Origin of the sequence: Spirosoma aureum, assembly GCF_011604685.1 — a bacterium.
Classification (GTDB): Bacteria; Bacteroidota; Bacteroidia; order Cytophagales; family Spirosomataceae; genus Spirosoma; species Spirosoma aureum.
In genome coordinates this window covers 8,319,207-8,332,163 of the sequence record NZ_CP050063.1, presented here as the reverse complement: position 1 = coordinate 8,332,163, position 12,957 = coordinate 8,319,207, and the positions used below count along the sequence as shown (strand labels likewise).

The window sequence follows — 12,957 nt, the reverse complement described above, 5'->3', positions numbered from 1 at the left end:
ATGCAGATTTCAACCTGTAGCTTTAAATACGCATCTGGCCCAAATCAAGTACAGCATTACTAAGCCCTTAGCTTAGAAGAATCTGCTCCTGAATTACCAGAGTGATTAAAAGGAGCTATTGAAGGCCATTCCCACTCATACTTTAAATCTGGAAAATCGCAACTGAGCTAGCTTAATAGGCAATTCATCTCATATGTATTTATCTCAAAATTACCCACTGGTAGTTTTGCACTGCGCCTGACGAATCATGCTGTATGCTGATTTCTGCCAGGCGAAGTGCTACAATAAACGGGTATTTTAAATCAAAAACGTATGAAGAAATTAGCTTTATTATGTGCAATGGCCTTATCTGCTTTTCTGTGGGGATGCAAGAAAACGGATGATGATGTGGTTGCCACAGTGTATGAACTCGACGATACGAAATCAGTAGCTGAGTGGAAAGGATATCTTCGCACCGGGTATTTCAATGAAGGGTCTATTCGTGTTCAAAGTGAAAATCTGACGAGTCAAAACGGAAAAATTAGTGGCGGTATATTCAGCATTCCCCTTTCTTCTCTAGTCAATTACAATTTACCGACCGACTCCCTGAAGCAACAACTAGTGCACCACCTGCAAAGTGCCGACTTTTTCAATATGGCTGTTCATCCAGCCATAACCTATACGATCACCAGCGTTACGAGCTATACGGGCAGTACGTCTAATGCGATCGATGGGGCCAACTATCAGGTAAACGGGGACCTAATGATGTTAGGTAAAACCAATGCGGTTAATTTTCCGGCTAAAATTGATTTAACCAACAATCAGATTATGGCGGAGGGAATTCTGAAAGTAGACCGGACCAAATGGGGAATAACCTACGCGTCAGATCATGCTTTACCCGACGCCAATTTCATCCAGCCTGATATTGATATTCACCTTAAATTAGTGGGTAGCAAAAAATAATATGTTCCTGTTGATTGGCATGCTGACTAATCGTACAAACAAGGCCTACTGGTATTAAGTCGAGCAATGATTTCTCAACCAGTCTGCTCATGAGCGACCTTGAGTTAAAGTCGTAAATAGGCAGTTTTTACATGTCCCTCCAGACAAGTCAGGACCTGAGAGGTCTGGGCTTGTCAGGAGGGACAATTTTTACAAGCTTCTTAAGGATGGAGAAATCGTAAGCTCGACACGTCGTTTATTTTATCTGTTTCAAGCAACTACCTCAGGGCTGTTCTGCCGTTCAGATGGGCATAGACATTGAACCTAAACTATAGAAAGTAGCGATGTAACTGATTGTGGCGCAACTAATTCTGCTTATACTGTTAAGCTGTAACCTTTCAATTTATAGGGATAATATACGCGCTATCTATACCGTTTGCTCAAAACTGTGACTCTAAGATTAAAAATCGCTTAAGTCTATTATTTAAATAGCCAATTTAAAGTGCCATCTGATCGGATGGTATCTTTTTCTTTAAACCCTTAATCCCGATGAAAGCGATTTGCACATTCCTGATCGGCGCACTGGTAGTATTGCCAGTACTAACCAGAGCTCAGAACAACTACGTCGCCAATACAACGAACTCAGCTACTCCCGGTAGTAACAACACGCTGGTTGGTCCCTTTGCAGGCAACTTCGTTACTACAGGATCTAACAATGTCTTTTTGGGTGGTAATGCAGGGTTCTTTAATACGACCGGATCACTGAATACCTTCACTGGTTCTTCGGCGGGTTACAGCAATTCAACGGGTGGTAACAATACGTTCACAGGCTACTACGCTGGTTTCGGTAATCAAACCGGCTCTTTTAATGCTTTTCTGGGATTTGGCGTGGGCCGTGAAAATACCACCGGGTCGTCTAATACGTTGATGGGGCCTTATGCCGGGTACTCCAATCAGACTGGTAGTCAGAATACGTTCATGGGTTATTACGCGGGCTACAACAATGTTTCATCAGGCAACACATTCATTGGCTATCAATCGGGTACCAACAACACCTCTGGTCAGTATAACACCTTTCTGGGTTATCAGGCCAATGCAGGTTCAGGCGGCCTGGTCAATGCAACAGCCCTTGGTAACAACGCAACTGTCAACGTATCTAATGCCGTCGTCATTGGTAATAATGCAATGGTCGGAATAGGGACCAGTAGCCCAACAAATCGCTTGCACATCAATAGCGGAGAAGTCAATAAATCAGGGCTACGGCTCGAAGAGGTTAATGACGATGATCCCGTTAGCCGCTTTACCAACAAATTTTTAAGCGTCGATGGCGACGGTAATGTCATTTTGGCTGGGTATAGCAATGGTGGTCGTGAAGCGGCTGTAGAGAGTTTGTGGCAACGCAAGGGGCGCTTCCTCCAAAGCAGTAATGACGATGCTGTTATTATTGGTCAGAATGTACTGAAAACGCCTGTCGGATACCGGCTGTTTGTTCAGGAAGGTATTTTAACCGAGAAAGTGAAAGTAGCCATTAAGAACACCGCCGACTGGTCCGATAAAGTATTTGCACCAGCCTATAAACTACAATCGCTCGCTCAGGTTGAACAATACATTACTGCTCATCGGCATTTACCGGGTGTTCCGTCGGCTGAGCAACTGGTAAAAGAAGGGATGGATGTCGCCAAAATGGATGCTAAACTGTTAGAGAAAATAGAAGAACTGACCTTGTATTTAATTGAACAGCGCAATGAGTTAGCCGCCGTTCAGGAGCAGAACCGGCAATTGAAAGAGAGAATGATGGTCTTGGAGGCAAAAGTTAACCATTAAGTTAGTTGATGTATGAAAAAGGACCTATTCTTAGTCGGCTTACTAGTTGTTAGTGGTTCGGTTGTAGCACAAGATTATCCACTACAAATAACGCTGAGCCAATTTGTAACAGCAGGGCTTCTGATCGATCAGAAAGCCAGTGAGACGATCGTGGCCAGTAACGGTATAAGTCAGGGAGCAATGGTGTACTATACCGCTGGCAAATCCGTAACATTGCAACCGGGCTTTATGGCGCAGGCAGGTTCGGTATTCACGGCTACTGTGGCAAATGTAAACGGCTCCTGGCCCACGAGTGAAGAATCTCATTTATCCGCCCGCGTGTATCCTAACCCCTTTGTGGAGCAAACAACCATTGATTATAGTATACCGTTACGTGGTCGGGTGCGTCATACGCTTATGGATGCTACCCGGCGCGTGTTGAGACAATCAGAAGAGCACGACGAGCAATCGTCCGGAAATTATCAAATTCAGTTAAAAGGCGATAATTTACCGGCGGGCCTGTATCTCTATAAATTACAGCTTGGTAGCGAAAGTCGTACGTTACGGCTACTTAAAAAGCCATGAGCGCACGAGCCGCCCTGCGCCATGCCGTATTTCTCAAAAGTTCGCACTGCCGGTCAGCCCAACTCGTACTTTAACCGCTTTGGAGATTTACTCTATAACAAGCCTTTGGCTTCGAGCCACAGCGGACCGCAGTTCGAAGCCAAAGGCCTGTAAAATTTAAACAGCGTCATAAACAACCTTTGAATAGGTAGCCGAAATCCTTTTGCCTAATTTTGACCCCAACTGACGACAATGATCTATTGACTATTAACTAAACAATAATGCAACCTACCCTTTTAATTCTGGCGGCTGGTATGGGCAGCCGTTATGGCGGAGTTAAGCAACTCGACCAGTTTGGGCCAAACGGAGAGACAATCATTGACTATTCTCTTTTCGATGCTATCCGGGCGGGGTTCGGAAAGGTCGTTTTTATTATACGCCAGGAGCTGCGTGCCGACTTTGAAGAGGTATTCGGCCAGAAGTTAGCCGGAAAAATTGATGTGGATTATGCCATCCAGGCATTGAGTTCATACGTTCCGGCTGAGTTAGGCGAAGTGAAGCGTACCAAGCCGTGGGGTACCGGTCATGCCATGCTTTGTGCAAAGGACCATACTAAAACTCCATTTGCTGTTATTAATGCCGATGACTTTTATGGACTGGAAGCGTTTCAGCTGATTGGCGATTTTCTAACGACGGATACGGATAACCAACTCCACGCCATGGTGGGTTATGAAGTGAAAAACACGCTTTCGGAGAATGGATCGGTTTCACGCGGGGTGTGTGAGGTGAATGAAAACGGCAATCTCGTATCCGTGATCGAGCGTACGAAAATCTACGAGAAGGAGAACGGTCTGGAGGGTCGGCGGATTGTATATGAAGAGCCGGAAGGCCTAACTCCTTTATCGCCCGATACACCCGTTTCAATGAATTTCTGGGGTTTCAAACCGACTGTTTTCCCATTGGTACAACATCAGTTCGAAAGTTACGCCATTGCGAATATTGATTCGCCCAAGGCTGAGTTTTACATTCCAACGGTTATGACGAATCTTATTCAAACTGACCTTGGGCATTGTAAAGTATTCAGGAGCCGCTCTGAGTGGTTTGGCGTCACCTATCCGGAAGATAAGCCAGTTGTACAGGCGGCTTTGAAGCGTCTGCATGATGAAGGAAAATACCCGGAGAAATTATGGTAAGAGGTTATCCGAGTTCGTTTGTTGTATTTTTTCAACCAACGAACTCGGATAACTAAAACTTACTTCTTCGTTACCCGAACCGCAATCCGACGATTCTGAGCTCTGCCTTCGGCGGTATCATTTGAGGCTACCGGATGTTGCTGACCATATCCTTCAGCGTCCAAACGTGATCCGTCAATGCCAAGTTTTACTAATTGAGCCTTGACCGCATCGGCCCGCTCCTGAGATAGCTTTTGGTTTAGTTCGACACTGCCGGTGTTATCCGTATAGCCGCCTAGTTTAAGTTCTACCTGCGGGAACGCTTGCAGAATTTCAGCGATGTTCGTCAACTGCTCCTGCGATGATGGTTTTAGTGTTTCTTTTCCCGTATCAAACAGCAGTCGGTCGAAGTTAAACCAAGTCGTTTTATCAACCGGCTTAGTCGTGTCTTCAATAAATTTCACGAGATTATTCTCAATGCCGAACTCCGGAATGTTCAGTTCATAACCAGAGGGAAGTTTACGCTTGAAGAATGTACCTAAATTTGCCGTTGCATCGCTAAGAGCCTCACCCGCCGAATCTACGGTCACTTCTACCTGACTCCCGCCTGAATCCACTGTTGCTGCCACATCTGAAGCCATATTTCCCATATCGGCTCCCAGGCTGTCGGTTGTAGCTGATAAGCTCGTTTTTTCGTCGTTTCGGCATGAGCGCAGAACAAAAAACATTGCCAGAGCGCCCAACAGTAATAATAGCCATGGCAACCAGCGATTGCTGTTTTTACGCCGGCTATCGTTGTTATAACTCAGTGTTGAGGCTGTTGGAGTAGCGCGAACCTGTGGAACGGGGTTTGCCATCGTTGACAGTTTGCCGCTCAAACTCCCAATCAGGCCAAGGCCGGGAATCGTACTTAGCAATGCGCCAAGTCCCGAAGGTATAGCGGCCTGAACGTTCTTTGTCTGAGCATTCAGGAAACTGGCCAACTCTACAGGGCCGAGCGTATCGTCGGCCATTTTCTTACCGATGAGACTTAAAAGCACCGGCGCAGCCAGGCTCATCAGTGATGACGCAGATGATTGTTTAATGCCACTGTCAGCCGCGAGGGCTTCGGCAATGTCATAGGCTTTGCTTCCAAACAGATTTCTAATCATGTGAGTACCAATGGCCAAAAGGCTATCAAGTTTGCCCGTTGTATCAGTCATCAATCCGTTTAATTGACCCAAAACGCCCATTTCCGGGGCGATTACTTCGCCGGCTACACGGTTCGGGGTCATAATCTCACCAATAAAATTCATTATCGTTCCTGCTCCATCAGGTTCTAACGCTTTTTGAATTATACCACCTAACACAGCCGGGAGGGCACCATTCACCGCTGTTTGTGTTTTCTGTTCATTCTCACCAAGTGCAACACTTAACTGACCAACAACACGGTCGTTGAGGTGGACTTTAGCCAGATCCAAAAGATTCACTGTCATATCGAAGTTAGTTGTATAAAGCTGATTAGACGAGGAATTATGAATAAATCACTATTCAGAATAAGTTTTTTAAATAGTATCTCTAATGAAATATGGTGTTTACTTGTGTAAGTAATTAAAAGTGAGAGGATAAATACTTTTTATCTGGGATAAATCGGACAACCTGTTTCTAAAAAATAGGACAATGAACAAATGATTTAGAGCATACAAAAAAGCTGGTCACTGTTTGACGGTTATCCCGTCAAACAGTGACCAGCTTTGCCTTGTAAAAACGAATTTAACTTTTACTGTCCGGGAATTTATGAACAATTCGTTCCACTTCTTTGGTCAGTCGATGAGTAATACGGCATGGATCTGCAAGCGTGTTCTCAATCGAACTTCGCCAGACTAAGTCACGGGTTCGGGCATCGACCGCAAGTATTTGTAGATCGTGAACAAACGACTTTGATCGTACCAGCCAGTAAAATTTATTCCCTGATTAACGGCTATAACTCGGGATGTTTCTTGTGCCAATCCGTAGCGTCCTGATAGGCCTTTGCTACCGCCAGTACCTTACCTTCTTCAAATAACTGCCCCATAAATGTGATGCTACTCGGGGTGTTTTGCTTATTAAAACCATTGGGGAGCACCACACAGGGATGACCTGTGAGATTAGTAAGTGTCAGATTTCCACCTGCGTAGGTTGGGCTAATGTATACGTCAAGATTGGCTGTCTTGAGTTGTATTGCCATTTCATTGATCAGTTTTGTTCGGGCACGATTGGCCTGTATATATTCAACCGCAGGGACGAACCGTGACGAACGAAACTCATTTGGCCAGGCGTTTTTTAGCTGCCGAACCATCTTGTCGTCTTTACCCGACCGAGTCAGTTCATCAAATGAAGCAGCGGCTTCAGCGCCGAGTAAGAATGAAATTCGATTTGCTGGCATACCCGTTGGTAACTCAAACGGAACGAGCTCCGCGCCCAGGTTTCGCAGAACCTGTAGCGTTAACGAGTCGTTGGCGCGGGTTGCATAATTGCTTTCAAAGGCCTTTTTGACGTACCCAATGCGCATTCCTTTGAGCGATGCCAATGGGCTATACTGAAACGGAGCTGCCATAACAGTCGGATCGTTTCCATCGGGGCCGTAAATCGCGTTGAAAACGAGTGCGCAATCATCTACAGAGCGAGCAATTGGCCCGATTTTATCCATGCTCCAGCTTAATGCCATTGCCCCGTAGCGGCTCACTCGCCCGAACGTTGGGCGCAAACCTGTAGTACCGCAAACGGTCGACGGTGAGACAATAGAGCCGAGTGTTTCGGTGCCGATACCGAAAGGAATTAATCCGGCCGATACGGCTGAGGCTGTTCCGGCTGATGAGCCGCTGGACCCATTTTCTGTTTTCCACGGATTACGGGTTTTACCGCCAAACCAGACATCGCCCATGGCCAGTTCGCCAACCGATGTTTTTACGCAGAGTACAGCCCCAGCCGCTTCAAGCTTCTGAATAACAGTCGCATCGACATCCAGCGTCTGGTCCTGATAAGGCGCGGATCCCCAGGTTGTTTTATACCCTTTCTTCGCCAGAATATCCTTGGCACCATACGGGATTCCGTGGAGTGGCCCCCGATATTTACCGGCTTTCAACTCGGCGTCGGCCCGTTCTGCCTGCTTTAACGCTAATTCGTCGGTTAAGGTAATGACACAGTGCAGCTTAGGATCAAATGTTTTGAGCCGATTCAGGAAGAATTTTGTTAGCTCAACCGATGAAATTTGTCGGGTTTTGATGAGTTCGCTCAACTGTGAGACTGTGTAAAAGGCAAGGTCATTTCGGTTGGCGGGAACGGTAACTTTTATGGATGGTGCTGTTTTAAACGATGAGGGACCGGTGGGCATTTTGAAGCCAGCGGGCAGTGGATTAAAGTACAGGGCTGGAGCAATATCATTGGGTAAATCAATCTTCCGAAGGGCGTCGTAGTCCGTGCGAAGGTCGTTGAGATTATCGAGCATCGAATCGCGCTCAGCGGGTGTAAATTCCAGCCCGAAAATGTGGGCGGCAATTTCAGCCATATCGGCTGTTAAGGGTTTTTGGGTGTCGTTGGCGGTAATAAACGCACCAAACAGGAAACTGCCGATACAGGCAGTAAGAAGAACGAAGAATTTTTTCATCAGATCAGGCTGTTGACAGAGCAATGCCTAAATTACAGCGGGCGGGGCATTAAATAACTCGCTGCCGTAAAAATTCATGATGCAACGCAACGACCTGAGGAATAAGTAATTGATTTTCGTCATTGTTAATGACATAATCAGCCAGCCTTACCCGCTCGTCGTCGCTAATCTGGCGGTTGATGATGTTGATGATTTCCTGCTCAGAACGGTATGGATCACGTTGCCGGATACGTTTGATTCGGAGCGCCAGGGGAGCATGCACAACGATGACTTTATCGAGAGAATTATGATCACCAGCGGCCTTCATAATAGCGGCCTCTTTGATAACATAGGGCTTATTGGCGTGTTCCTGAACCCAGGCGTCTGTATCACTCATGACGCGGGGATGGATCACACCGTTAAGTTGAGCTAGTAGGGCTGGGTCGGCAAAGACCTGTGAAGCTACCCACGTCCGATTATAATGACCCAGTGGATCGTAGGCATTAGAACCCAGCACACGCATTATGTCAGCCTTGAGAATAGGGTCATGCTCAGTAAGCCATTTGGCCCGTTCATCTGCTTCATAAACCGGGATACCAAACGCTTGAAAGATTTGGCAGACAATACTTTTACCCGCTCCAATCCCACCTGTTACACCAATCTGAAGGGTCGTGCTCATGAGTTGTCTGCGTTTACTCTTGCAATAAGGCCGTAATATGGCTTTTTGCTGCTTTAGCGAAAGTCTTAACCCTAATTATTGATCTTTATTTCAAGGGTGGTGATAATAACTCACCGACTTCAAAACTAACCGTTACCCGGTCGGCACTGACGCGCAGTAATGGGTGCCGAAAATGATTCAGGGGCACTTCGTTATCATAATTGTCGGCAATCCGTTTACCGGGAATCGTTACAGGTAGTGTATCCGCAATGCCGCGAACGAGCCGTTCCGGCCCCTCGACCTGAATGGTTCGTGGGGTCATGTTGATCACGCTCGACACAATGTAACGGGGAGCCAGATCGATGTGCAAACTATCGGGAATCAACCGAATCGTTTTTGTCATACGGCGATCAAAACCCATTTCAACTGTATCAGCTATGACGTAATTAACGTGTAGTTTCTTAATGTGCTCGGCAAGCGTAGCGGTTAACGAAGACGTATTGATTACCGATGCCTGCAGTGGATTTGATACCGTATAGTCAATCGGGTCAACCCGAAACTGTAACCAGGAATGGCGAAGTAGCCCCCAGCCATCGCCCGAAACGTTGACACGCACAGTGCGCGGTAGCGGCTTGGTGGGAACAAAAAGTGAGTCGTTATAGACAAACCGGATCGGGTATTCGACGTTTAGCGTATAGCCGGTTTTATTGAGCGCACTCAGAAACCAGAACAGCGTAGCAGCTCCCAGACACAACAGGGCCTTCGTTGGCTGAAACGATCGGTTGTTTGGGGGTATGGTCACAATGGAGACATGTAGTAACCCCGACGGAAAAAGTCAATGACTCCTCAAATCACCGGGGTTTGCTCTTATTTTTCTAAATCAGCTGGTTTCGCTGTTGCTTCACGCGAGATAGACGATTTTTCAAAAGTCATCTTCACGCCCCGGTCAACTTCGAGAGTGACCGTTGTGCCGTCGACCGATGCAATGCGTCCGTGCAATCCACCAATTGTTACGACGCTATCACCTTTCTTCAGATTGTCAACAAAGTTTTTCTGATCCTTTTGTTTCTTCTGCTGGGGACGAATCATGAAGAAATAAAATACGCCAATGATACCTACCCACAACAACACGTTGTAGATCATGGATGTATTGGAACCGGCCGCAGCCTGTAGTAAAATCGAAAACATGAGTGAGTGGAATTAGGATTTTTTGGTTGAATCGGCTTTGGGGTTAACCAACGCTCTGAATTGCAAATCAGTCATGGCCGGGTCGGTATTGGCAATGACTGTAACGGTTTTGTTTTGTTCTCCGCTTTTACCCCGGCTATTAAACCGTACCCGAATCGATGAGGTTGCACCAGGAGCAACGGGTTCGTGGGGCCATTCGGGCGTTGTGCAGCCACAAGAGGCTGTAATATTATTGATAATCAACGGAAATTCACCAGTGTTGGTGAATTTAAACACATGCTCAACCGTGTCTCCTTCGGTTAGGGCACCAAAGTCATAAATTCCCTTTTCCGCAAACGTAATTTTGGGCATTTTGCCCGTTGCGGTAACCTTGGCTGATTCGCCCTGTTTTCGGTTATCGCAACTGATTTGCCCGCAACTCACTGAAGCTACAGCCAGGAGAAGGAGCCATTTTTGTAAGTACATTAGTGGTGAGTAGTTTATAGTTTTCAGTCGTCAGTGTATAGATTTCAACAACTGGCGCTGATATAGTCAGCCTGCTGGACTCTATACACTGACGACTGAAAACTACCTTGTTTAGGCATTTTGCTGCTTGATCTGGGCCATCAGGCGGTCAACATCTTCCAGAAGCCGTTCGGCTTTTTCGCGTGCATCGTTCACGACGCGCTGGCCCTCGTTTTTCGACAGGTTTTCGGGTAATTCTGCCGAATTAACTAAGTCGTTGATCATACTCTCGATCTGCTCCCGATATTTCGACAACCGGAACGTTAACCGATCACGGGTAACTTTGCCCTTGTCGGGAGCGTATAACAATCCGATGATGGCACCCGCTGAAATTCCGGTTAGCAAAAAGGTTAAATCACGGCCAATTCTGCTCATTTCTAGAAAAGTTTGTGGTTTGTTGTTTGAGGTTTAAAGTTAAGGTTCAACAGAACACTCAAACTACAAACCACAAACAATAAACTCAATTATTTATTGTCCAGCAACCCACGTCCACTCTTACGAAGACGCCCTGAAGCTTGCAGCTTTTCGGAAAGGTTGTCCAGAATTCCGTTGACAAATTTACCGCTTTTAGGCGTACTGTATGCTTTTGCCAGTTCGATATATTCATTAATCGTAACTTTGACCGGAATGTTTGGAAAGTTAAGTAATTCGCAAACAGCCAGTTTCAATATAATTTTATCCAGCATGGCAACACGCTCGACATCCCAATTTTGTAGCTGATCTGCCAATAATTGCTCATAATCGGCATCATTTTCCAGCGATTTTTGAAACAGGGTGTTCAAAAAGAGTTCATCTTCTTCCCAATCATCGGTCAGTGGTTCGAGTTGTAAACCCGCCGGACTTTGCGCTGATTTGAGCGTTCTGATGGCTAAACCGCGAACAACTTCACTATTCTCGGCCCAGCTCAGGTCAATTTCGGCCAGTTGGTCGCGAATTCCTTCGTGCTTGAATATAAGTGTTCGTAGCACGTATTGTGCCAATGCCTGATCTTCATCGGCCGTATGTGTTTTCTGTTCACAATATGCGCGATAGGTTTCATCGGTTTTTAGAACTTCCCGCAGTGCTTTACGGACGAACCCCAGTTCTTCTGACCAGGAAACTGCATGCCTGAGCGCTTCGTTCTGGAGGGCTTTATGTGCCGCCAGCGCCTGAACAACCGTATTGTCGTTTAGATCGGACTCGAATGGAAAGGGTGTTTCATCGACATTACGATACTGGCGCTCGCGGTCGGTGCGGGCCGCATGACCGAGTTCAACAAGCAGTAACAGCACCCGCAAATAATCTTCATAGATGCCATTTACCTGCTTGAGCATCATCTGAGCGAAATGCTGACGGTCTTTTTTTGTGCGACTTTGGTAGAACACTAAACCGTCGTTGGCTGCTTTCAGTACTTTTTGAGGAGCATCGTCATCCTGAGCAGGCTGATTATTTTTGATGGCTTCATCAAAGAGAAGGCCAGCAAGTTGTCGGTAGCCTTCCAACTGCCGTTTGTCCTGCGTCTGCATCGAGTTCAGGTCGGGCTGAAAGAGGTCTGCGATGCCGTCGAGGGCTAATTGTTGATTTGAGAATTCGGCCTGCCGAAGGGCGTAAAGCGCCTGCATGACCTTTATTCGGAGTAGTCGCCTGTTGAGCATCCCGGATAAAACTAGTGTATCTACCGATAAAAAAAAGAACTGCCTGTATGGATTGCAAAAATACGCCTTTATTTGTAGTTTTCCCAATTGAAACCGTATGACTTAACCTATACTCACTTCTACATGTTCTCTTTTTGCCAGCGATCAGTCAGCCCTGGGGCTTTCATCGCGATCTGCATCTTGACACTGCTATCGAGTTGTGGCCCAACTCATCCTGCCTATTTTCAGTCGCAGCGCAATGCGATTCAACGAACAAGCCTGACTACGTTTCCTGTCACGACATCAACTGATACAGTACCGATTCTCCAGGAACTTAGCAGTTTTTCGAGCGAAACGATGGTAGCCACATTGCCAACTGCAACCACATCGCCAACTGGTTCGCTGACGAAGGTGGCCGATTCGGAACGTACACAGGCTGTGGCCAATGTATCCCGGCATCGCAATCCCGATAGTTATCATAATCAGCGTTTTAGCCGGTGGTTCCATTCGCTTCCCATAGCCCATGTAGCCCCACGTGCACATACGATAGATCGAAACAGTACGAGTCGGAAAACCTATAAGCTGGCTCTCGTGGCATTAGGATTGGCTGTTTTATCTTTTAGTTCGCTATTTGTATCAGGTGGAACGCTGATGTGGGTGCTGGGCGTAACGCTTCCATTGACCGCTACGCTTTTGGGAGTTGCCAGTTTGACAACGATCAGGCGTAATCGGGATCGTTATCGGGGAAAGGGTTGGGCTATGGCGGCCATTATGCTCGGAACGGGTGTGTTAGGATTAGCGCTTGTAGCCCTGGCTGCGCTGTCGGTATCAGAGACGGTAAATCGTTAGAGATGTGTGTAGACTTTGTGGTCGGGCACAACATCCGAACCCTCTATAGGACAACGTACCGCTTAGAAAAACGTGCAACTT

13 protein-coding genes are annotated in these 12,957 nt (G+C 46.6%); 5 read left to right on the top strand and 8 right to left on the bottom strand.

The window, feature by feature from the left end; all coding sequences use genetic code 11:
- The first annotated feature begins 312 nt into the window (after positions 1–312).
- The 4 genes from G8759_RS33325 to G8759_RS33310 all read left to right on the top strand — a co-directional run bounded on the left by G8759_RS33325 (position 313) and on the right by G8759_RS33310 (position 4,481).
- Positions 313–942 carry a YceI family protein gene (locus G8759_RS33325; RefSeq protein WP_167217770.1) on the top strand — a complete coding sequence of 210 codons (630 nt, stop codon included), beginning with the start codon at positions 313–315 and terminating at the stop codon, positions 940–942.
- Positions 943–1,470: 528 nt separating this feature from the next.
- Positions 1,471–2,745: an autotransporter outer membrane beta-barrel domain-containing protein gene (locus G8759_RS33320; RefSeq protein ID WP_167217768.1), complete on the top strand. Its 1,275-nt coding sequence runs from the start codon at positions 1,471–1,473 to the stop codon at positions 2,743–2,745.
- A gap of 12 nt (positions 2,746–2,757) precedes the next feature.
- On the top strand, positions 2,758–3,309 hold the full coding sequence (locus tag G8759_RS33315) for a T9SS type A sorting domain-containing protein (RefSeq protein ID WP_167217766.1): 552 nt from the start codon (positions 2,758–2,760) through the stop codon (positions 3,307–3,309).
- Positions 3,310–3,569: 260 nt separating this feature from the next.
- Positions 3,570–4,481, top strand: coding sequence for a nucleotidyltransferase family protein (locus G8759_RS33310; protein WP_167217764.1), 912 nt, complete (start codon positions 3,570–3,572; stop codon positions 4,479–4,481).
- A 59-nt stretch (positions 4,482–4,540) separates the two neighbouring features.
- Here the strand turns inward: G8759_RS33310 and G8759_RS33305 are convergent, their stop codons facing one another.
- The 8 genes from G8759_RS33305 to nusB form a co-directional block, all read right to left on the bottom strand.
- Positions 4,541–5,935 (bottom strand): OmpA family protein, encoded by a 1,395-nt coding sequence (locus G8759_RS33305; protein ID WP_197933066.1) that lies wholly within the window; start codon positions 5,933–5,935, stop codon positions 4,541–4,543.
- Between the two features lie 485 nt (positions 5,936–6,420).
- Positions 6,421–8,085: an amidase gene (locus tag G8759_RS33300; protein WP_167217762.1), complete on the bottom strand. Its 1,665-nt coding sequence runs from the start codon at positions 8,083–8,085 to the stop codon at positions 6,421–6,423.
- A gap of 49 nt (positions 8,086–8,134) precedes the next feature.
- Complete coding sequence (coaE, locus tag G8759_RS33295) at positions 8,135–8,743, bottom strand: dephospho-CoA kinase (RefSeq protein ID WP_167217760.1); 609 nt, start codon at positions 8,741–8,743, stop codon at positions 8,135–8,137.
- An 85-nt stretch (positions 8,744–8,828) separates the two neighbouring features.
- Positions 8,829–9,524, bottom strand: a complete 696-nt coding sequence (locus tag G8759_RS33290) for a YbbR-like domain-containing protein (protein ID WP_317166747.1) — start codon at positions 9,522–9,524, stop codon at positions 8,829–8,831.
- A gap of 65 nt (positions 9,525–9,589) precedes the next feature.
- Positions 9,590–9,910 carry a preprotein translocase subunit YajC gene (gene yajC, locus G8759_RS33285; RefSeq protein ID WP_167217758.1) on the bottom strand — a complete coding sequence of 107 codons (321 nt, stop codon included), beginning with the start codon at positions 9,908–9,910 and terminating at the stop codon, positions 9,590–9,592.
- Positions 9,911–9,922: 12 nt separating this feature from the next.
- Positions 9,923–10,375: a DUF1573 domain-containing protein gene (locus G8759_RS33280; protein WP_167217756.1), complete on the bottom strand. Its 453-nt coding sequence runs from the start codon at positions 10,373–10,375 to the stop codon at positions 9,923–9,925.
- A gap of 111 nt (positions 10,376–10,486) precedes the next feature.
- On the bottom strand, positions 10,487–10,789 hold the full coding sequence (locus G8759_RS33275) for a YtxH domain-containing protein (protein WP_162389255.1): 303 nt from the start codon (positions 10,787–10,789) through the stop codon (positions 10,487–10,489).
- An 89-nt stretch (positions 10,790–10,878) separates the two neighbouring features.
- Complete coding sequence (nusB, locus tag G8759_RS33270; RefSeq protein ID WP_167217754.1) at positions 10,879–12,015, bottom strand: transcription antitermination factor NusB; 1,137 nt, start codon at positions 12,013–12,015, stop codon at positions 10,879–10,881.
- Between the two features lie 156 nt (positions 12,016–12,171).
- On the opposite strand from nusB, the gene G8759_RS33265 reads away from it, so the two are divergent.
- The gene (locus G8759_RS33265) at positions 12,172–12,876 is read left to right on the top strand and encodes a DUF4190 domain-containing protein (RefSeq protein ID WP_167217752.1); all 705 of its coding nucleotides are present in this window, start codon (positions 12,172–12,174) and stop codon (positions 12,874–12,876) included.
- Positions 12,877–12,957 lie beyond the last annotated feature (81 nt).

Bases quoted from the DNA above. Each gene is read 5' to 3' on its own strand.
- G8759_RS33300 (WP_167217762.1), bottom strand. From the start codon at position 8,085: ATGAAAAAATTCTTCGTTCTTCTTACTGCCTGTATCGGCAGTTTCCTG.
- G8759_RS33275 (WP_162389255.1), bottom strand. From the start codon at position 10,789: ATGAGCAGAATTGGCCGTGATTTAACCTTTTTGCTAACCGGAATTTCA.
- G8759_RS33325 (WP_167217770.1), top strand. From the start codon at position 313: ATGAAGAAATTAGCTTTATTATGTGCAATGGCCTTATCTGCTTTTCTG.
- G8759_RS33310 (WP_167217764.1), top strand. From the start codon at position 3,570: ATGCAACCTACCCTTTTAATTCTGGCGGCTGGTATGGGCAGCCGTTAT.
- coaE (WP_167217760.1), bottom strand. From the start codon at position 8,743: ATGAGCACGACCCTTCAGATTGGTGTAACAGGTGGGATTGGAGCGGGT.
- G8759_RS33280 (WP_167217756.1), bottom strand. From the start codon at position 10,375: ATGTACTTACAAAAATGGCTCCTTCTCCTGGCTGTAGCTTCAGTGAGT.
- nusB (WP_167217754.1), bottom strand. From the start codon at position 12,015: ATGCAGGCGCTTTACGCCCTTCGGCAGGCCGAATTCTCAAATCAACAA.
- G8759_RS33265 (WP_167217752.1), top strand. From the start codon at position 12,172: ATGTTCTCTTTTTGCCAGCGATCAGTCAGCCCTGGGGCTTTCATCGCG.
- yajC (WP_167217758.1), bottom strand. From the start codon at position 9,910: ATGTTTTCGATTTTACTACAGGCTGCGGCCGGTTCCAATACATCCATG.
- G8759_RS33320 (WP_167217768.1), top strand. From the start codon at position 1,471: ATGAAAGCGATTTGCACATTCCTGATCGGCGCACTGGTAGTATTGCCA.
- G8759_RS33305 (WP_197933066.1), bottom strand. From the start codon at position 5,935: ATGACAGTGAATCTTTTGGATCTGGCTAAAGTCCACCTCAACGACCGT.
- G8759_RS33315 (WP_167217766.1), top strand. From the start codon at position 2,758: ATGAAAAAGGACCTATTCTTAGTCGGCTTACTAGTTGTTAGTGGTTCG.